This is a genomic window from Chryseobacterium joostei (genome assembly GCF_003815775.1).
Classification (GTDB): Bacteria; Bacteroidota; Bacteroidia; order Flavobacteriales; family Weeksellaceae; genus Chryseobacterium; species Chryseobacterium joostei.
The window spans coordinates 1,999,092-2,020,083 of record NZ_CP033926.1; the positions used below are offsets into that span (position 1 = coordinate 1,999,092).

Below are 20,992 nucleotides of genomic sequence, written 5' to 3' on the forward strand. Positions count from 1 at the left end.
AATTAAATCACTGGTTCAGAAAATATTGTAAAAAATTTAAGAAACATTTATTGATTTTTTATTCTTTTGGTACAAATTTTATTATTACATTTGATTGTATAACAACATTAAAATAAATATACAATATGAAAAAAACTATCGCAATGGCTGCATTAGCTGTAGCTGTATCTTTCGGGGCAGTTTCTTGTAAAAAGAAAATTTCTGATGCTGATCTTCAGACCCAAGCTACAACTGTAGTAACTTCTAATCCCAATGCTTCTGTTGAAGTAAAAGAAGGTGTGGCTCACTTAAGCGGAACTTTCGCTGATCAACAATCTAAGGATGCAATGATTGCACAATTAAAGGCAATCACTGGAGTAAAGGATGTAATGGATATGTCTAAAGTAGAGGCAGCTCCTGTTGTTGCACCTGTAGAAACTAAATCTGCAGTAGATCCTGCTATCCAGAAAAAAGTTCAGGATGCTGTTAAAGATTTCCCTACCGTAAAAGTAGAAGTAGTAAATAACGAGCTTACTCTTACAGGAAATGTTTCTCAGGAACAAGCTAAAAAAATTAAGCAGTCTGTAGACGCTTTAAAAGTAGGTAAAGTAAAATATAACTACACTGTAAAATAATTAAATTAAGATGAGTACATTACAAGATAAATATTCAAGCGTAGTTGCAGCGGCTCAGTCTGCTGGAATTTCAAATCTTCAGGTTCAGGAGCAAGACGGAATTCTATATGTTTCCGGTGGTGCTTCCAATTCTGCAGCTAAAGATGCTGTATGGAATGCTTTAGGAGCTATTGACTCTACGTATTCTGCTTCAGACATCAATATTGACGTACAGGTGGAAGGGCTTGCTTCAGGAGCTTCTTTAACTGTAGCTACAGAAGATTCTAACCTAAACATCAGACAGGAGCCTTCTACAGAAGCTGCTGTTGTAGGTAAAGCTGCAAAAGGTTCTTCAGTAACTTTAATTGAACAAACTTCTGATGACTGGTGGAAAGTAAAAAATGCTGACGGGCAGGAAGGATATGCTTATTCAAGATATTTGAAAGCATAATTTCATAAAAAAATAATTTTTGAAATATTTTAAAAAGACATCTCCTCATGGAGATGTTTTTTTTTATTTTTACCGCCTTGAAAAGAACTCAATGAAGAAAATTATTCTGCTACTGATCTTGATATTCAATGTCCTGATTCTTCATGCTCAGAAATTGTATATTGACGGAAAAGTATCTGATACTGAAAAGAAACCTCTGGAAAATGTCACGATATATCTTTTAAAACAAAAAGATTCCTCCATTGTCAACTACACTGCTACGAATAAAGAAGGTAAATTTTCTTTGAAGATTGATGAAGTAAAAGAGCCATCTATCCTAAAAATTGATGCTGAAAAATTATCATATTCAAAAGCATTCGAAAAAATAGAACAATCATTATCCCTTGGAGATATAGAACTTAGCAAAAAGGAAGTGATTACGATTGATGAGGTAAAAATCACTGTTTCTCCCGTAAAGGTAAAGAATGACACTATAGAATTCAATGCAGCAGCCATTAAGGTACGTCCTGACAGTAAAATTGAGGAACTTTTGAAGCAAATTCCCGGGGTAGAAATTGGCAATGATGGAAAAATTACAGCCAACGGAAAAGAAGTGGATCAGATCATGGTTAATGGAAAACCTTTTTTTGATAAGGATGGTAAAATTGCCCTGCAAAACCTACCTGCCGACATTATTAAGAATATCCAGTTTACTACCACCAAAACAAAGGAGGAAGAACTGAGCGGAAAACCTCCAAAATCTCAAAATACAACCATTAATTTCAATATTGATGAAAAGAAAAACAAAGGTCTTCTTTCAAGATTGACGCTGGGCTACGGATCAGATAAACGGTATGAGGGAAGCGGATTGCTAAGTTATTTTAAAGGAGATTCCAAGATCAGTCTTTTGGCTTCCTCTAATAATATTAATTCGAAAAGTATTTCTGCGGATGATGTGTTTGATAATATGGGACGTGGCAGAGGTTCGGGAACGCAAAACAGCAGTAGTGGTATTCAAAAATCTACCACCATTGGCCTTAATTATAATGACAAACTTGGAAATGATGCAGATCTTGATAACCTCAGCCTAAAATATTCAAAGTCTGAGATGGAAACCCGTTCCAAGGTTTCAAGAACTACACTTCTTCCGGATTATACGCTAAAAACCAATTCTGAAAGTAACGGTGATAATGAATCGAAACAATATAGCTTTGAAACTTCAGCGAGAATAAAGCTGGATTCGATGACCAACATTTATATAATGCCTTCTTTTTCAAAGTCTGAGAACTTCAGCTTGAGCAGATCAACTTCATCTACTTTAAGAGACGAGAAACTTCTGAATGAAAGCACGTCTTCCACCCAGACCAACGGAGAAAGCAATACATTCGCACCCAATATTTATTTTACCAAAAACCTGAAGAAAAAAGGGCGATCAATATCTGCCAACATCAACACTTCAATTTCTGAGACAAAAAATGACAATATCAATCAGTCCCAAAATATATTTTACAAGGAATCTGATATTACCACAGACAACAGAAATCAACTGCAAAGAACAAGGGGACAGAGCAATAATTATACTTTCACTACCGTATATACAGAGCCTATTTCAGATTCTGCAACGGTAAGCTTTGGATTACAATATAACTCAAAATTGTCCCTTGATGTAAGGGATTTTAGTGATTTTGACCCTGCCACCGGACAATATTCTCAATATAACACACGTCTTTCCAACAGTATGGATCAAAAGATCAATCAGTTTTCTCCGGAACTTTCTTTTTTCCTCTACAAAAAGAAATTCAACGCCTGGAGTACTGTTAATTTTGATATTTCAGATATGAAAGTAAACTCTGTATTCAATGGACAGCTATATGATCTTCAGAAAAATTTTTTCCTGCCCAGATATACGGTTAATTTTCAGTACGTTTTTTCTGACCGCAAGAGGTTAACCTTAATGAATTCTTCTAACTTTAATATTCCTGATGCAGAAAAATTAATTCCTTATAAGGATGAATCTGATCCATTAATTACCTATACCGGAAATCCTGATCTAAAAAACACATGGACAAACAGCAGCAATATTTCCTTTAGCAGCTTTAATATTGTAAATAATTTCAACTATTATATCAATGCAGGGTTTACCTATAGAAATAATGATATTACACAATATTCTCAATATGACAGCTCCGGAAAACAGATTGTAACCTACAGCAATATAAGCGGGAATAAAAACTTCAATGTAAGCTCAGGCTTAACCAAGACTTTTAAATGGAAAGACAATAAATTAAGCATTAATCCAAGATTCAGTATGAGTTATACTTATAACAACGGCTTTATCAATGGACAGCTATTTAAAAGTAATTCATACAGCTTCAATCCGGGACTGAATCTGAGCTATGAGATTAAGGATAAACTTACCATAAAACCCTCCTATAAACTGGGATACAGCCTTTCAAACTACTCCAATTACAGGGTAGACAAGGTGAATACAGCCAATCAGTCATTAAAACTGGAACTTACCAATTACCTGTTTCAAAGCAGACTTATCTTTGGGAATGACTTTGAATACAATACCAATTCTAATATTGCCCCTGGATTCAAAAAGGATTTTTACTTCTGGAATACCAGCTTGGGATATTCATTCTACAATAAGCAGTTTATCGCTAAAGTAAAGGTTTATGACGTATTAAATCAAAATCAAAGCGTAAGAAGAACCATTACGGATTCTTATTTTGAAGACCGCGAAGACTTAATTCTAAAGCGATACATTATGTTTTCTCTTAGTATGAAGCTTAATAAGTTTGCGGGCAAAAAACCGAAGAAAAAATAAACATCGCACCTATATATTTTAAAATCACAAAAGTTTGTGAACACCTAAGCTATTTTTAAGTTACTACTAACTGTTTGAGAAGTGTCCTTAAGATTTTACTGATATCAATAGTAAAAAAATAAAGCAAATTCATTTTTAAGAGAGATTCTGATTATAAAATACAATAACAGTCTTTTTTTATTTTTAAATTAGCCTCAAATTTTACTTATGAAGATTCATCTTTCAATTTTACTTATTCTCTTTTTCATTCTTGGAAAGACTCAGAACACTGAACAAAAAGATAGTTTTGTTAAAGACAATTTCACCAAGAAAGAATTTTATATTCCCATGCGTGACGGAATTAAGCTTTTCACTGCAGTGTATATTCCAAAGGACATTTCCAATAAAAACAAATATCCGTTCCTGATGCAGAGAACCTGCTACAGCATTGCTCCTTATGGTGAAAACGAATATAAGACGAAAGTTGGACCTAATTCCTTTTTGATGAAAGACAAGTACATTTTTGTATATCAGGATGTGCGTGGAAGATATATGAGTGAGGGAACTTTTACCAATATGACTCCGCAGGTGGAGCATAAGACAAAAAAGGACGTGGATGAAAGTACGGATACTTACGATACCATAGAATGGCTTTTGAAAAACGTTAAAGATAACAATGGCAAAGCAGGACAATTTGGAACTTCTTATCCCGGGTTTTATACTGCTGTAGGAACATTGGCACAACATCCGGCTTTGGTAGCCTCTTCTCCTCAGGCTCCAATTTCAGATTTCTGGAATGATGATTTTCTTCACAACGGAAGATTTATGTTGGGATATTTCAGAACATTTCCTGTTTTTGGAGTTCAGAAAACAAAGCCCGAGCAAAAAGCATGGTATATGGATTCTTTCATTAAACAAACTTCTGAGGACGGTCTGAAATTCTACAGAGAAATGGGTACCCTGAAAGATGCCTATGAGAAATATTATAAGAATAATTTCTTCATGACAGAAATTATGAATCATACCAACTATGATGAATTCTGGCAAAAAAGAGGTCTTCTTCCTCATCTTAAAAATATTAACCACGCAGTAATGACTGTTGGAGGATGGTTTGATGCAGAAGATCTATCCGGACCTTTAAATATTTACAAAACAATAGAAAAAACAAGCCCTAAAGCTAAAAACACTATTGTAATGGGACCTTTCTCGCATGGTGGATGGTCTCAGGAGCAAGGCAAGCATTTCCATAGTGAAACTTATTTCGGAGACAGCATTGCAACGTATTACCAGAAAAATATTGAAACAAAATTCTTTAATCACTACTTGAAAGGAAATACCAAGGAAGATGCTGGACTTCCTGAAGCTTTAATGTATGATACAGGAGCTAAGGAATGGAAAGAATTTACGTCTTATCCACCTAAAAATGCACAGAAAGTGAATTTTTATTTATCAGATAAAACTCTAAAAAAGACTTCGGGACAAGGCTATTCTGAGTATTATAGCGATCCTAACAATCCTGTATTAAGCTCTGATCATTTAAAAGATTTCAATGGCTTTACTCCAAAAAATTACATGTCGGAGGACCAAAGATTTGCTGTGGGAAGACCGGATGTACTGACGTTCACAACAGATGTACTGACAGATGATATTGCTTTTGCGGGAGAGATTTTGGCTAAACTTAATATTTCCTCATCATCTACCGATGCTGACTTTGCGGTAAAACTAATAGACGTTTATCCCGAAGATTTCAAACCTGCGGAAAAGAAAGACGGTGTGATCTATGGAAATTATCACCAAATGGTAAGAAGTGAAATCATGCCTGCAAGGTTCAGAAATTCTAAAGAAAAAGGAGAAGCTTTAGTTCCTAATCAAAAAACAGCAGTGAATTTCAGGCTTCAGGATGTTGTTCACACATTTAAAAAAGGGCATAAAATCCAAATCCAGATCAGCAGTACGTGGTTTCCGCTTTTTGCTATCAACCCACAGAAATTCTTGGATAATCCAAACTTTGCATCGAAAGAGGATTACACTAAGGCATTTATTAAAATATATGATGACAGTTCCATTGAGGCTGAAATTTTAAAATAAACTGAAAAAGCTGTTCGTTTGAACAGCTTTTTATATTCTTAGGTTTTGGCTAAATCCCACTTCTACGGATAGACAAACTGAGCACAGACCTTTAATAAAAATCTAATTTCTAATACTATTCTTCTTCAATTGTTCTGAAAGTAAGATTCACTCTTGGAGTTTTTACTTTTGTTGTGGGCGGAAGCCTGTGAAGCCAATGATCCTGGGTAGCTCCTTTCATGATTAATAAACTTCCGGTTTCAAGGAATATTTCTACTTTCTCCTTTGTACTTTTATGTTTAAATAAAAACTTCCTCTCTGCTCCAAAAGTTAAGGAAGCAATGGCACCATGTTTTTTCAGATCCGTTTCACCATCGCTGTGATAGGCCATGCCCTCACTTCCATCATGGTATAAATTAAGCAGGCAGGAGTTGTATGTTTCTCCGGAAACCTCCTCACACTTCTGTTTTAGTTTCAAAAGTTCAGGAGTCCAGAATTTAGCATATTTTGTTCTGTTTGAATACGTATATTCAAATGCTTTTTCCCCAAACCACGCTACTTTACGTTTGGTTAGAATTAGTTTTCCGAAGATCACTGCCTCATCATTTTCCCAGGGAATTTGATTGAACAGATAATCATAATACCCATCAGATTCTTCTTTTGTGAAAACCTTTCCATAATAATGAACAGTGCCGTCATGTGGAAGAAGACTTAAGGGATAATCTGGTGTTTCATCAAACAAGCTTAGCATAATACTTTGTTTTGTGAGGTGTAATAATTTCTAAACACAAATTTCACTAATATTTTCACAAATAGCACAATAGCTGTTACTTAAAATTTTTGTGATCAATTTAAGAATAGATTTGTGAGCTTTCCCAGCCTACAATCAACTGTTTCCTATCACTTCCCCATCGGTAACCACCAAGATGGCCCGTAGATTGAATCACACGGTGACACGGAATAAGAAATGCTACCGGATTGCTTCCTATGGCCGTTCCTACAGCTCTGGATGCTTTAGAATTTCCTATTTTTTCAGCAAGGCTACCATAAGTAGATAATTTCCCCATGGGAATTGTCAATAGACTTTCCCAGACTTTAAGCTGAAAATCGGTACCCTTTAAGTGAAGTTTGATAGTATTGAGCTTGGTCCAGTCTTTATCGAATATGGACAATGCATTTTTTTGAAGAGTGTCCTGTTTTTCAAAAAAAGAAGCATTAGGAAATTTATGCTTTAAATTCCCTAATGCTGATTCTTTGTCATTTTCAAAAGCCATATGGCAAATCCCTTTTTCTGTAGATGCTACCAATATGTTTCCAAAAGGACTTTCGGAAAAGCTATAATTAATGGCAAGGTTTTTTCCTCCATTCTTATATTCTGCCGGAGACATTCCTTCTATTTTCACAAACAGATCATGAAGTCTGCTTGTACTGGAAAGTCCCGTTTCATAAGCGGTATCAAAAATACTTGCTTTTTCTTCCTTTAATAAATTTTTAGCATGTTCAAGGCTGATGAACTGCAAAAATTTCTTCGGACTTGTTCCTGCCCAATCTGTAAATATCTTCTGAAAATGGGCCGGACTCAAGTGAATATTCTCTGCCACTTCCTCCAAATTTGGCTGAAGCCTGAAATTGCTCTGGATATACTCTATCGCTTTGGCAATTCTATTATAATCTATCTGACTTTGTGTGGACATTTTACTTTGTTTTTACCTCACAAATTTCCAAAGAATATACGGCAGAAAAAATCCGATTCTTGCGGAATATTAGTTGTTGTTATAAATATCGTTATAAGCAAGCATTTTGTAATATAACTTCGCTGATAAGAAAGCGGTTGGCTTAGCCATTGGAGAATCCATTAATTCTACAATATCGAATGCCACTACATTACATTTTTCAAATACTCTTCTTAATAATTCCAACGTTGGGTACCACTGTAATCCACCTGGCTCAGGAGTTCCTGTAGAAGGTGCAATGGAAGGATCGAAAGCATCAAGGTCAATCGTAATATATACGTTTCCTGAAACTTTTTCTAATACATCATTGATCCAGTTTTCGTTGTTAGCAATTTCGTGAGCAAAGAATACTCTTCCTTCCGGTAGATATTGAGCTTCTTCTGCATCCATAGAACGGATTCCCACCTGAACCAGGTTATGCTTTTGATTTGCTTCAAATACTGCACAAGCATGGTTAGAAGTTGAACCGTGGAACTCAGGACGTAGATCTGTATGAGCGTCTAATTGAAGAACCGTTAAATTCTCAAATTTCTCACCTACCGCACGGATAGAACCAATAGAAACAGAGTGCTCACCACCGAAAAGAGTAAATATTTTTCCCTCATTGTTCAAAAGCTCTTTTGTTTTTTGGTAAACAGCTTCAGTCATTGCCTCAGGGCTAGAGTTTTCACTCACTTCACCAGCCAGGTATACTCCCTGCAAAAATGGTTCAGTACCTGTTTCAATATCATAAAGCTCCATATTTTCAGAAGCGTTTAAGAATAATTCTGGACCTTTATCTGCTCCTTTTCCCCATGTTGAAGTTCCATCATAAGGAACTGTTACCAACATTACCTTCGAATTCTCTAACGTTGCGTTTTCTTCGGGAATTCCTGCGTATGTTCTCATGCTTTATTTAAAAATTTTAATGTTGTAAAGATTGAAATATTAACCGCAAAGATACAAAGAAAGTTATGAGTTTTGAGAATGTCTAATTTACAATTTACTAATATCAAATTAAAATTCAAGACTATAAATCTGATGGATGAAGTCCTAATATCTTACGTCTTGTCTCTTTCAACTTTAAAATCAAATAACTATTTTTACAAAAAACTTTATATATGTCTTTAAAAGCTGTTCTTTTCGATATGGATGGGGTGATTGTAGACACAGAACCCTTGCATAGAAAAGCTTACTTCAAAACGTTTGATGAATTGGAAATTGCAGTTTCCGAAGATTTATACACTTCTTTTACCGGTGCTTCTACCAAAAGGGTCTGTGAAGCATTAATCAGTAAATATGACTTGAGCCATACTCACGAAGCCATTGCCGGAATCAAAAGATCTCACTTCAAGGATTATTTTTACAATGATGATGAGTTTGATTTAATTCCCGGGGTTAGAAAACTGATTGAGCATTATCATGAAAATGGAATCAAGCTTATTTTAGCTTCTTCTGCAACCATGACAACAATCAATATGGTTTTTGATAAATTCGGACTTGAAAAATATTTCAGTGGGAAGATCAGTGGTGCCGATTTAAAGGAATCCAAACCTCATCCCGAAGTATTTTTACTGGCAGCTGAAATGGCAGAAGAACCTGTAGAAAACTGTATGGTTATTGAAGATTCCACCAATGGAATTCTTGCAGCACATAGAGCAAAAATCTTCTGTGCGGCCTATAGAAGTCCACATTCAAAAAATCAGGACTATACATTGGCAGATACTGTTATTTCAGATTATGAAGAACTTGAACTCGATAAGATTTCTAAATACTTTTAAAATAAAAGAAGCTCTCAAATTTGAGAGCTTCTTTTTTATATCTGTTTGTCCTTTAATTAGGTAAAAGCAAAATTATTGCATTGCTTTAACACTTCAAAACGACTGTCTAAGATCTTATTTGTACCCTAAAAGTTTCAATATATCTTCTGGCTCCTGTTTTTCACGGAAGACTTCATAGTGTAATTCACCATTCTCATCTTTCTGGATCAGGACATGTCTTGGCTGAGGCATCAGGCAGTGGTGTACTCCACCGTATCCTCCAATTGTTTCCTGATATGCTCCGGTATGGAAGAAACCAATATACAATGGCTTCGTATCACTGAAAACAGGTAAATAAATGGCATTGGTATGCTGCTCAGAGTTATAATAATCATCCGAATCACACGTTAATCCACCCAGGAATACTCTTTCATAAGTATCTTCCCAACGGTTTAGCGGAAGCATGATAAAGTGTCTTGAGATTGCCCAGGTATCAGGAAGTGTAGTCATGAAAGAAGAATCAATCATATTCCACTTTTCTCTGTCATTCTGACGTTTTTGGGAAATAATCTTATAAAGGTTAGCTCCACTTTCTCCAACTGTAAAACTTCCGAATTCAGTATAAATATTTGGTTCTTCTACTCCTTCTTCTTCACAGAATTTTTTGATTTGAGAAACAATTTCCTCTACCATATATTGGTAATCGTAATCAAAGTTCAATGAAGTTTTGATTGGGAAACCACCACCTATATTCAAAGAATCTACTTCTGGAGCAATTTTTTTCAAACGTGCATATACACGAAGACATTTGTACAATTCATTCCAGTAGTATGAAGTGTCTTTAATCCCCGTATTGATGAAGAAGTGAAGCATCTTCAGTCTTGCATTCGGGTGTTCAGCAATCTTCTGGCTGTAGTAAGGGATGATATCTTTGTATCCGATTCCCAGTCTTGAGGTATAAAATTCAAATTTTGGTTCCTCTTCAGATGCAATTCTGATTCCGATATTGAATGTAGAATCTATACTTTCCGTAAGCTTATCAAGTTCACGGTAATTATCCAAAATTGGAGTAATGTTTTCAAAACCGTTATTAATCATATCTGAAATTTTCATCAGATAATCATCCGTTTTGAATCCATTACAGATTACTTCAATGTTTTTATCTACCTTTTGTTTCTCATAAAGTGACTTCACAATATCCATGTCATAAGCAGAAGAAGTTTCTATCGAAATATCATTCTTCAAAGCCTCTTCCAATACAAAATTGAAATGACTGGATTTTGTACAGTAACAGTAGGTATAATTCTTTTTATATTCGGCTTTCTCAAAAGCTTCTTTAAACCAGCTTTTGGCTTTCTGAATATTTTGAGAAATTCTCGGCAAGTAGCTAATCTTTAGCGGAGTGCCAAATTGCTCAACAACGTCCATCAATGGAACATCGTGAAACAACAAATTGTTCTCAGAAACATTAAACTCCTCAGTAGGAAAATATAATGTCTGATCAATAAGTTCCGAGTACTTTATTTTCATTTCTAAACAAGTGAATTAAGAAATGCAAAATTGCTAAAAAAGTTTGATTTTTGGATGTTAAAATTATTATAATTTTAAATAAAACCTCAATATTGCCTCTTGCAGAAATTTATAGCTGATAATCAATAGGTAAACTTTTGAATATACTCCTCTCTTTTCATCTCTGAGATCCCCAAAACCTGCTGAATATATGCGTCTGTAGAACCATACTTTTTATCAATCTCCCCAAAAGCGGCATCAAGATACCTTTTTTCCACCCAACTTAATTTTTCCAGCACTTGTAAATCCATCTTTGGATATAGAAAATGCAGGGTATTGGCCAGCCGAAGCCTTTTCTCAACCAAATCTTTTCTAAAGTTGTTGGACAAGAGGTATTCGTTATAAATTGTTTCTTTATCAAACTTCAGTATTGTCAGGACTAGCGCCGTAACAATTCCTGTTCTGTCTTTACCTGCCGTACAATGATAAAGAATGGGATATTTGGAGTCCAGAACCTCTGTAATGATGGTCTTAATTGTTGCTGGATTTTCTGTAACGTACTCACGGTAGAAGTCTATCATCCTCTTGTCTGCATCGGAAGCATTCACTTTTCCTTTCAGAACAAGTTTTCTTGCTTGTGAAAGCTGATCACCTTCATCCTCAAAAGCCGAATACTTTTTATAAGCAATTTGATTCGGTAGATGATCTGGTTTTTGAAATATCTCCTTTGAATTTCTAAGATCAATGATTTCTTTTATTCCTAATTTTTCAAGCTGGTCAAAAGATTTCTTTTTAAGCTTATGAAGATGGGCACTTCGGTAGAACATACCCTCCTTTAAGCTTCTTCCCTCCATATTTTTAATATTACCTACAGCACGGAAATTATGAACCTTTTTCATCTTAATTTCTTTCTCCGTTTCATTTTTACCATATTCCGGCATTTCAAAATGCTGTGTCTTACAAGAGAAAACACAGAATAATGAAATCGTAAAAACTGATATTTTGATTAATGTATTCAATTGTTTTTAATAGGTTTTGGCTAAAGCTAGTGGATTTGTATATTTTTCATCAAATGGGCTAAAGCTCATTTCTATTGATATATAACTAGATCCTTTTAATATATTTTCGGATATTCTATTTCGTTGATTCCTACAAAAAATAATAAATTTCCTGATTCATACTGAACAGTAACCTCATCTTCAACAGCAAAATTTCGGGTCCCTATTCTTGAAGTAATGCTTAGATTTCCATTTGTTAAAGGCCAGTTAAGCCCTGTAGTTGTTATATGATCAGCTGATGGAAAAGGATAAAGAGAAATCATTTTATTCTTTACTCCTTTCAATGTAAAATTATTAGGAATAAAATAATATTCAGAAAATTCATCATAAAATTTAATGTTCATACGGTCCTTAAATGCAAAAGCAACGGTAAGATTTCCAAGAAAATGATCTTGTTCTCCCCCACTTCCTCCGAAAACATCTACCTCTGAACTTCCCCTATCTAAAATAATTTCCAACGCTTTATGAAAATCTGTTTTGTCCTGATCCAAGGTAAGAATAAACTTTTCCTGGTACACGTTTTCATCCGATCCACAATGAGAATCAAAGTCACCGGATATAAAATCCAGTTTATCCAGAGGAAATCCCATTCTTTTCAGATAGTGAAAAGCTCCGTCTGTACAGGCTATCAAGTCATAACTTTCAGGATTGGGTAAAGATTTCGGAGCATCTCCGTTGATGAAAAGTAACGCCTTCATAATCATTCAATTTTTTTCCTTATTCATTTTTAGTACGTTGAGTTCTTGTAATAACCCATTTTTTAACATTTTCACCAGGTCTGTTCTCTTCTATTGTTTTTATAAAACCAGCAATTTTATTTGTAACTTCAGTATCTGTTTCAATATCCATATATTTTTTATAAGTTTCTAACATTCTGCTTACTTCATCATATGAAAGTCCATCTGTATATAATAAATTTTGATAGGATTTCCCAATATAAAAGTTAACAGCAAAATACTGATTTGAATTCTCATCAACTACGTTATAAAATCTTTCAAAATATGAAATTGCCTGTCTAAAATCTGGTACATTTTTTTGAAAATTGTTCAAGCCTCCATACCAAAGTGCAGGAGGAAATAATGAGTTTTTTTTCAAAATTTCAATAATATTCTTTTCTGCCTCATCATTTTTATTTTGATTGATTAAAGCTAGTACCAATTGTGATTTAAAATCTAAATTATCTGGCTCCTCTTTTAATGCTTTATGAAATAAACTTTCTGCGTCAGAAAACTTATTTTCTGATAAAAGTTGGTTTCCTTGTTCAAAATCATTTAAACTACTTTGAGCGAAAAATAAATTGGAAGATAAAACTAATAATAAAAAGAGCTTTCTCATCCTACCTCTCATTCGGGTTCCAGTATTCTTCCGGTTCGTTATTTACTTTTGAAATATATCTTGCTAGTACAAAAAGATAATCTGATAGTCTGTTTAAATATTTAATTAATTCCGGACGTACTTCTTCTGCCTCGTTAAGGAATACCAATGAACGTTCTGCTCTTCTGCAGATTGTTCTTGCAGCATGTAGAAATGTTGCAGGTTTTCCACCACCCGGAAGAATAAAATATTGAAGGGGTTCCAGCTTTACCTCAAAGGCATCCATCCACTGCTCCAATTCTTCAATTTCTGTTTCTGAGATAATGATGGGAAGACGTGATTTTCCGTTAGCCAACATCAATTTATCCGCTGGTGTTGCTGCTTCAGAACCTACCGTGAATAAATCAAACTGTATTTTCTTCAGTTGCTTCAAAACTTCTTCATCTTCAATATGACTTTTAGCAATTCCGATGAATGAATTCAGCTCGTCTATATTTCCATAGCTGTCAACTCTTGCACTGGCCTTGGAAACTCTTGTTCCACCATATAATGCAGTCTGACCTTTATCTCCTGTCTTTGTATAAATTTTCATACTACTAAAATACTTTTTTTTGTATAAAGTACAATGTAAAAAGTAGCAATAACTGCCTATTCTGCCTGAAAAAATAATTAGCTGACATTAGGTAATTAATGTCAGCTAATATTTGCATAGGTGGGTTCTATATCTTTTTAGGTTGCTTCACTTTTGTTAAGCATGATAAAGCAAATACCCATTCTTTTATTTATAGATTAAAAAGTATAATTAACATTCAGCTGAAAAATTGTTCCGTTAAATCCAAACTGATTCACCTCCCAAGGATATTTGAACCTTCCTCCAAGATCTGTTACTACATCTCCTTTGCTATCTATTACATCCGGATAAATATTAAATAAATTATTTACGACTCCGGAAACTTTAAGGTCTTTCGTGATTTTATATGTTAAAACGATGTCTGTAACTACCTTACCAGAAAATGTCTGATCTTTGGCAGGATCAGTTGCGTGCTGCCATGTAACAGAACCAAAGTAAGTATTATTAAGATTAAAGTTAAACCTTGAAATATCATACGAAAGACTAAGAATAGTTTTTGTTTTTGGCCTTGCAGATGTAATTCTGGATTGTTCCTTTCTATCAAAAAAGTTTTCTGAGTAACCATTTTCAGCCAAAATAGGTGGAACGGCAATATTATCTACTATATTAGTTTCGTTATAATTGAAAGCAGCAATAATTCCCAATCTTCCTTTGCCAATAGCAGAAGTATAATAATTAGCTACAAAATCAACTCCCTGAGTAACTGTATTTACAGCATTGGTGAAAAACTTCAAGGAGGTTATTTTATTATTGTCTAATATTACTTCCACAGGGTTTGTTGTATCCGGATTACCAGGAGCACCGGTTTTATAACCAATATCTCCTGAGAAAAGTACCCGGTCTTTAATTTTTATTCTATAATAATCGGCTGTAATAGTAAGGTTTTTAAAAGGTTTTACTGCAAATCCCGCAGTAATATTAAAGGCCTTTTCTGCATTTAATTTTGCAACACCAAGGTCAGATCTTACAATTTGAGAGTCATTATTAAAAGTACCCTGATTAGCTACAGTATTCCCTGTAATTTTGGTTTGAACATTGGAATAATAAATTTGGTGCAATGAAGGGGCTCGAAACCCTGTAGAAACAGACCCACGGAAAACTAATTTATCATCTAACAACTTATACCTTGCATTTCCTTTCCAAGAAACATTATTTCCAAAATCACTAAAGTTTTCATATCTCACAGTTCCTCCAAGTAACAAGTTTTTTGTAATATCCCATTCAGCATTCATATAAGCTCCAATATTCTGACGATTTTTATTGACTTCATTTTGAGACTGCAGTCCCGGAAATGATTCTGCCCCACTTCCTATATAAGACGCTTCCTCTCCTGCCGTCGCCTGATAGTTTTCATTACGTACTTCAACACCAGCTCCTAAAACAATTGCTCCAAAATTTCGGTTGACATCTATGTTTCCTATAATATTACTAAACTGGTGGCCACCTGCTTTAAAACTTGTTGGTGAATTTCCACCCAAAGAGGTATTAATGGTGTTTCCTACAACATAATTTACGGCATTAGAGCCAAAGGTTGCACTACCATCAAAACTCCATTTTCCAAACATACCCTTCCAACCGGAGGTTAAATTATAATCATAAACATCTGTTTTAAATTCTGGTTGAAATCCATTGTAAGGTTGTCCTTTTGGTGTTAATAAACCAAAATCTGAAGTTACCCAATAGGGTGTTCTATACAAACCAAAACTAGTTCCATTCCTGTAAGTTGTACCACCAAAAGCATAAAATTTGCCTGTTTCACTTGTTGGCAATTCAAAATTGACAAACATATTAGCAACTCTTGTCTCCGGCTGCCCTATAATCATTCCTAAACCAGGATTAGCTTGAGTCCAAGCATTATCCACACCAAAAAGCTCATCTTTTGTAATAGAACCTGCACGGTTCGTTCTATTTTGGGAAGAATATCCCAATGTAAGATTCAAACTTCCATTTTTTGCAACTCTGATTCCCGTATTAAAATCTGCTCCGATATTAAAGCCATCTCCTTTTGAAGTAATACCAGAAAAAAGATTAACAGTGCTTTTCCCAACGCTGTTTTTAAGAATAATATTAATTACTCCCGCAATAGCATCAGAACCATACTGTGCTGAGGCACCATCTCTCAATACCTCTACGTTTTGTAAAGCTGCTGAAGGAATGCTTTTCAGATCCGTACCTACTTCACCTTTTCCTGGTGTATCATTTACATAAATTAAAGCGCTTTGATTTTTTCTTTTACCATTAACCAAAACTAATGTTCTGGAAGGGCCTAATCCTCTTAAGTCTGCCGGATCAAAGTGAGCCGTTGCATCAGAAACGGTTTGCTGCGATGAATTAAAAGAGGGTACAGCATACGTCAAAGCTTTATCAAAAGTAACCTGTCCTGTAGATTTTAGCTGTACTGCCGAAATATTATCAATAGGAATTGCAGAAGTAATTATAGTTCTAGGCTTAGTTCTACCCGTAGTAACCACAACTTCATCTATATTATTTTCTTTTACAGTTTCCTGAGCATATGCTATAGTACCAGCTCCGCTTAATACTAATGCATAGATTTTTTTTTTAAAGAGTTTATTTTTCATATCAAGTATTAATAATTAAATAAATTTATAAAAAAATTAAACGATAAACACGAAAACTGATTAAATAATATTAATTACATTCAATAATTAGAAAAACGTTATCAATTCATAAAAACACAACAATTAATTTACAGAATATAAAATGGCTTATTGATGAAATATAATAATGGCTTTCTATTTTATATGAAAAAAAAATTAATCAAAACAACAAATAAAAATTATTTTATTCTTTTTGATAAGCAATTTCAATAGAGGTGAAATTGTATCAGCTATGACTCGCAATAACTTGAAAAAAAATGGCCGGGAGAAACCGGCCATATCCAAATTATTTATTTACCTCTACGTATTGTATGATGGTCTTATTTTTTGGGTTGTAGATAATTGTACTACTGTTTGGAAATCTTTTTAGTTTGTAATATTCAATACTTGTATCCGTTTTAATATCTTCTAAAAAGCTTGTATCAAATGTATTTTCCGGAAGAAATTTTGAAATGAGACTTATCTTACTAATAATACTTTGTCCATCAATCTTCCTTGCAGCTTTATCTGATTTACTTTCATCAGAGGTTGCCTGCTTTTCTAAAAAAGGAATTAAGGCTGCAATATCAGCTTTGTATTTAAAGATGTATCCTTCAGTTCCGGTAGGAAGCTTAAACTTTTTTCCTTTATCTTCTGAAACCATGGATTCTGAATTAGGAAAAACCTCATTAAATTTTACATCCTGAGAGTTGGTAAAAGAATTAATGGATTCATTAACTGTTTTTTTTACAGTTTCCTCTACTGCTTCCTGCGCTTTTTGCTGCACCGTTTCAGTTGTTTTCTGAACGGTCTGGTCAATTTTTTCCTCAATTTTACTACATGATACTAATAAAAATGCAGTTACAACAGGCAAAATATACTTCTTCATAATTCTAATGGTCAATTTCTTTTTATTAATATACTTTTCTTCTAACGGAAAGTAGGTCTCAATATTTTAGCAAAGAAATAAAATATTTTTCAACATCAAAAATCCTACTGACAAACTGTTGTCATCACCCGCTCTTACCTTTGTATCAACAATAACAAACAAAAACAATACATTATGACAACTACAGCTACAGCCACACAACAATTCATGTCAACCGAGCAATTATTAAAGCATTGGCAAGGACATAGAAACTTGACAAGAAGGGTAATCGAAGCATTTCCGGAAAAAGAATTATTTGAATTTTCAGTTGGGGGTATGAGGCCTTTTGCTAAGTTAGCAGTAGAGCTTATCAGCATTGGAGGTACTGCTTTAAAGGGAATTGTTGACAACAATATGGAAGCTTATACTGAAGAAGGTTTTAATCCAAAAACAAAGGAGGAAATTTTAAAAAAATGGGACGAAGAAACAGGGGTTATCAATCACTACTTCAACCAGATTTCTGAGGAGCGTTTCCAGGAAACTTTCAACCTATTTGGTCAGTATGAATTTCCGGTATATGAAAACATTCTTTATTTTGTAGACAACGAAATCCACCACCGTGGACAAGGATATGTTTATCTGAGAGCTTTAGGAATTGAACCTCCTTTCTTCTGGGAGAGATTCTAATTAAAATACAATAATTAAAGAGAGCAGGTAGGCTGAGAAACAAGCTTGAATTTTCAATCTGGTCTCAGCGGGTTAGCTTTATCAGCTTTCTTTAACTTTTTAACCATTTCATCTTTTTGCCTCAATTCACCTCAACACTCAGACTGTTGAGGTTTTATTGATGTCTCTCCGTCATTTTCACAAGCAGTTCATTCAGTTTTGTACGAAGACTTTCGGGCTCTAGAACGGTAGCATAATCTGCAAAAGTGATGACCCATCGTGGAAATCCACCCTCAATCCATTCTGTTTCAAAAGTCAGTTCTACACCATCATCTGTCTCTACCTCTTCAATTAATCCATAATACTTTTTAGAATTCACCAGATGAGACATTATTTTTTTATCTACTAAAAGCTTTGCCCTTACCTTATTTCCATGTGATTTTCTGTAATCATTAATCTGTCCATATTCCTGTAAAAAAGGAACCAGTGTCTTGGAAATCTGTAAAATCCGGTCTACCCGAAACTGTCTGAAATCTTTTCTCAGGGTACAATAGGCCATGATATACCAAAAATTAAATTCAAAGAAAATCCCAACCGCTTCAATGGTTCTGGTGGTCACCTTTGAATCTACCGTTTGATATTCGATACTCAACTGGGTTTTCTCTGCAATGCTTTCTAAAATAATAGGAATTACATTTTTCAGGGAATCTTCTTTCTGGGTATGAACATTAAAAACATCAATCTGTTTTTCAATATTCTGAATCAGGTTTTTATCTGAATATCGTAATACAGAACGTACCTTTTCCATTGCTGTCTGATAGTGATTTCCCAAGCTTTGATGGGAAAATTTCTGCATAAGTTTTTCAGCAGTAATGAAACTCAAAACTTCTTCTTTCGTGAACATCACGGGCGGAAGCTTGTAGCCATCCATTAATGAATAGCCATTTCCGGCTTCTCCTACAATTGGAATCCCGGCGTTTTCCAGCGTTTTTACATCACGGTAAATGGTTCTGATGCTGACATCGAACTTCTCAGCCAGATCCTGTGCCCTTACAACAGACTTAGACTGAAGCTGGGTAAGAATAGCCGTTACCCGGTCGAGTTTTTTAAGATAGTGATCGTTCATGTATGTAACGCTGACTAAAAGTTTATAGTTCGTAAAATTATTAATTATCTTTCAGAGTATTCACCAGTTTATCAAGATTTAAACTGCGTGCAGAGGCGTCAAAAATTTCACGATAAGTACCATCCTTAGTATAAAGTTCATCATGGGTTCCGCTCTCTACCACTCTTCCTTTTTTCATAACATAGATGGTATCTGAGTCTAAAATCTGGGATAAAGAGTGTGAAATAATAACAACTGTTCTTCCCTCTTTTATGGCATCCAGAGAATTCTTTATCTGTTCTGTGGCAATGGCATCCAAACTTGCCGTAGGCTCATCCAAAAAGATGATGGGAGGATTCTTTAGAAACAATCTAGCAATGGCAATTCTCTGTTGTTGTCCTCCCGAAAGCTGGGTTGCATCATGCTTATATCCATCAGGAAGATCCAGGATCTGATCATGCAGATATGCTTTTTTTGCGGCTTCCTGAATTTGCCCAAAGTCCGCATTCATATCCCCGTAACGGATATTATCTTCAATACTTCCCTGAAAGATATGATTCTTCTGAAGCACAAGCCCAAGATCACTTCTTAGAAAAGTATTATCATATTCATTAAGGTTGACATTATCCAATACAATTTCTCCGGAATCGGGAAGATAGAATTTACATAAAAGATTGATGACTGTTGATTTCCCTGCTCCGCTCAATCCTACCAATGCTGTTGTTTTCCCATTTTCAATTTTCATGGAAACATTATGAAGCGCTTTTGTTCCGTTGGGATAAGTAAAATCTACATCTTTAAGTTCAAAAGTCCCCTTGATTTCTTTTTCTACAAAGTTTCCGTTCTGCTCGGTTTCATTATCTGCGTTGAGGATATCAAAATACCCTTCAGCATAGATCATGGCATCATTCATGTCATCATAAATCCTGTGCAACTGGCGAATTGGCGCTGAAACATTATTAAAAAGCATAATATGAAGCATGATTGCTCCAATTGTCATCTGCTGATCAAGCACCAGATAAACGGTCAAAAGAATGATTAAAACCACTCCAAACTGTTCAATAAACGTCTTTAATCCATCATAAATAAAATTGATTTTCCTGGTGAACATTTGGCTTTCCATCAACTGCATCTGCAGATCATATTGTTTTTTGCCCTCAAATTTTTCACGGACAAAACTTTTAATCACCATGATAGAATTGATGAGGTTTAAAAGACCTGAAGTTTTCTTCTCTCTTTGATTTCTTAACTGGCGACGTACTCCACCTAATTTTTTAGCCTGTAAAGAACTTATATAAAAATAAATGGGAACAATGATGGTGGAAACGGCTCCTACATATACATTTTGCATATACATGATGATCAGTGCAATAATGGCATTGGAGAAAAGCGGAAGAATATCAATGAAAAAATTTTGAACCAACTTTGTTAGGCTTTCAATACCACGATCAATTCTGATCTGCAGCTTTCCGGATTCATGGTTTTCATCATTAAAATAAGCAACTTTATAAGTCAAAATCTTATCAATTGCTGATTGAGCCAATACCGAACTGACATTGATCCTTATTTTCTCTCCATAAAATTTCTGTCCGAAGTTGATAAAAATATTTAACAGTTCTTTTCCCAGTAAGATAATGGAGATGATGATCAGAATATGAATTCCCTCTGTCATCGGATGTGGAAGATGCGTAAGCTTGGTAACCTCATCCACAGTATACTTCAGAACAATCGGGTTTACCTGTGCCGCTAAAGCTCCAAGAAAAGTAAGAAACAATGTTCCATAGATCATTAATCTGTAAGGCCTGATGAATGGAACCAGTTGTTTATAAATCCCGAATAAAGTAATTGTTCTGTTAAAAGGTTTTGCCATGAA

General features: G+C 34.7%; 18 protein-coding genes. 6 read left to right on the forward strand and 12 right to left on the reverse strand.

From position 1 onward, the window contains the following. Window positions 1-125 precede the first annotated feature (125 nt). The 4 genes from EG359_RS09055 (at window position 126) to EG359_RS09070 (ending at window position 5,920) form a co-directional block, all read left to right on the forward strand. Complete coding sequence (locus EG359_RS09055; RefSeq protein WP_076352534.1) at window positions 126-614, forward strand: BON domain-containing protein; 489 nt, start codon at window positions 126-128, stop codon at window positions 612-614. 10 nt (window positions 615-624) lie between these two features. Continuing rightward, entirely contained in the window at window positions 625-1,044 is a 420-nt protein-coding gene (locus EG359_RS09060; protein WP_076352535.1) for an SH3 domain-containing protein, read from the forward strand. Window positions 1,045-1,135: 91 nt separating this feature from the next. Next, the gene (locus EG359_RS09065) at window positions 1,136-3,853 is read left to right on the forward strand and encodes an outer membrane beta-barrel protein (protein ID WP_076352762.1); all 2,718 of its coding nucleotides are present in this window, start codon (window positions 1,136-1,138) and stop codon (window positions 3,851-3,853) included. A gap of 207 nt (window positions 3,854-4,060) precedes the next feature. Continuing rightward, complete coding sequence (locus tag EG359_RS09070; protein WP_076352536.1) at window positions 4,061-5,920, forward strand: CocE/NonD family hydrolase; 1,860 nt, start codon at window positions 4,061-4,063, stop codon at window positions 5,918-5,920. A 115-nt stretch (window positions 5,921-6,035) separates the two neighbouring features. On the opposite strand, the gene EG359_RS09075 is transcribed toward EG359_RS09070, so the two are convergent. The 3 genes from EG359_RS09075 to speB all read right to left on the reverse strand — a co-directional run bounded on the left by EG359_RS09075 (window position 6,036) and on the right by speB (window position 8,520). Further along, complete coding sequence (locus tag EG359_RS09075; protein ID WP_076352537.1) at window positions 6,036-6,650, reverse strand: alpha-ketoglutarate-dependent dioxygenase AlkB family protein; 615 nt, start codon at window positions 6,648-6,650, stop codon at window positions 6,036-6,038. A gap of 100 nt (window positions 6,651-6,750) precedes the next feature. Further along, window positions 6,751-7,593 carry a bifunctional helix-turn-helix domain-containing protein/methylated-DNA--[protein]-cysteine S-methyltransferase gene (locus EG359_RS09080; protein ID WP_076352538.1) on the reverse strand — a complete coding sequence of 281 codons (843 nt, stop codon included), beginning with the start codon at window positions 7,591-7,593 and terminating at the stop codon, window positions 6,751-6,753. A gap of 69 nt (window positions 7,594-7,662) precedes the next feature. Next, the gene (speB, locus tag EG359_RS09085) at window positions 7,663-8,520 is read right to left on the reverse strand and encodes an agmatinase (RefSeq protein WP_076352539.1); all 858 of its coding nucleotides are present in this window, start codon (window positions 8,518-8,520) and stop codon (window positions 7,663-7,665) included. Window positions 8,521-8,732: 212 nt separating this feature from the next. Here speB and EG359_RS09090 point away from each other — a divergent pair, with 212 nt between their 5' ends. After that, window positions 8,733-9,392, forward strand: a complete 660-nt coding sequence (locus EG359_RS09090) for an HAD family hydrolase (protein ID WP_076352540.1) — start codon at window positions 8,733-8,735, stop codon at window positions 9,390-9,392. Between the two features lie 114 nt (window positions 9,393-9,506). Here the strand turns inward: EG359_RS09090 and EG359_RS09095 are convergent, their stop codons facing one another. The 7 genes from EG359_RS09095 to EG359_RS09125 form a co-directional block, all read right to left on the reverse strand. Next, on the reverse strand, window positions 9,507-10,901 hold the full coding sequence (locus EG359_RS09095; protein WP_076352541.1) for a type III PLP-dependent enzyme domain-containing protein: 1,395 nt from the start codon (window positions 10,899-10,901) through the stop codon (window positions 9,507-9,509). A 122-nt stretch (window positions 10,902-11,023) separates the two neighbouring features. Continuing rightward, window positions 11,024-11,899 carry a tyrosine-protein phosphatase gene (locus EG359_RS09100; RefSeq protein ID WP_076352542.1) on the reverse strand — a complete coding sequence of 292 codons (876 nt, stop codon included), beginning with the start codon at window positions 11,897-11,899 and terminating at the stop codon, window positions 11,024-11,026. A 95-nt stretch (window positions 11,900-11,994) separates the two neighbouring features. Further along, the gene (locus EG359_RS09105; protein WP_076352543.1) at window positions 11,995-12,636 is read right to left on the reverse strand and encodes a thiamine diphosphokinase; all 642 of its coding nucleotides are present in this window, start codon (window positions 12,634-12,636) and stop codon (window positions 11,995-11,997) included. A gap of 19 nt (window positions 12,637-12,655) precedes the next feature. Then, window positions 12,656-13,273 (reverse strand): tetratricopeptide repeat protein, encoded by a 618-nt coding sequence (locus EG359_RS09110; protein ID WP_076352544.1) that lies wholly within the window; start codon window positions 13,271-13,273, stop codon window positions 12,656-12,658. Window position 13,274: 1 nt separating this feature from the next. After that, the gene (locus EG359_RS09115) at window positions 13,275-13,844 is read right to left on the reverse strand and encodes a cob(I)yrinic acid a,c-diamide adenosyltransferase (protein ID WP_076352545.1); all 570 of its coding nucleotides are present in this window, start codon (window positions 13,842-13,844) and stop codon (window positions 13,275-13,277) included. 197 nt (window positions 13,845-14,041) lie between these two features. Continuing rightward, the gene (locus EG359_RS09120; RefSeq protein ID WP_076352546.1) at window positions 14,042-16,462 is read right to left on the reverse strand and encodes a TonB-dependent receptor plug domain-containing protein; all 2,421 of its coding nucleotides are present in this window, start codon (window positions 16,460-16,462) and stop codon (window positions 14,042-14,044) included. A 325-nt stretch (window positions 16,463-16,787) separates the two neighbouring features. Next, the gene (locus tag EG359_RS09125) at window positions 16,788-17,369 is read right to left on the reverse strand and encodes a hypothetical protein (RefSeq protein WP_076352547.1); all 582 of its coding nucleotides are present in this window, start codon (window positions 17,367-17,369) and stop codon (window positions 16,788-16,790) included. A 174-nt stretch (window positions 17,370-17,543) separates the two neighbouring features. Here EG359_RS09125 and EG359_RS09130 point away from each other — a divergent pair, with 174 nt between their 5' ends. Beyond that, window positions 17,544-18,035 carry a DinB family protein gene (locus tag EG359_RS09130; RefSeq protein ID WP_076352548.1) on the forward strand — a complete coding sequence of 164 codons (492 nt, stop codon included), beginning with the start codon at window positions 17,544-17,546 and terminating at the stop codon, window positions 18,033-18,035. Window positions 18,036-18,189: 154 nt separating this feature from the next. Here EG359_RS09130 and EG359_RS09135 read toward each other — a convergent pair whose 3' ends face one another. Further along, window positions 18,190-19,140, reverse strand: a complete 951-nt coding sequence (locus EG359_RS09135) for a helix-turn-helix transcriptional regulator (RefSeq protein ID WP_076352549.1) — start codon at window positions 19,138-19,140, stop codon at window positions 18,190-18,192. Between the two features lie 40 nt (window positions 19,141-19,180). Continuing rightward, a complete protein-coding gene (locus EG359_RS09140; RefSeq protein WP_084180342.1) occupies window positions 19,181-20,908 on the reverse strand; it encodes an ABC transporter ATP-binding protein in 1,728 nt (575 codons plus the stop codon). Between the last annotated feature and the right edge of the window lie 84 nt (window positions 20,909-20,992).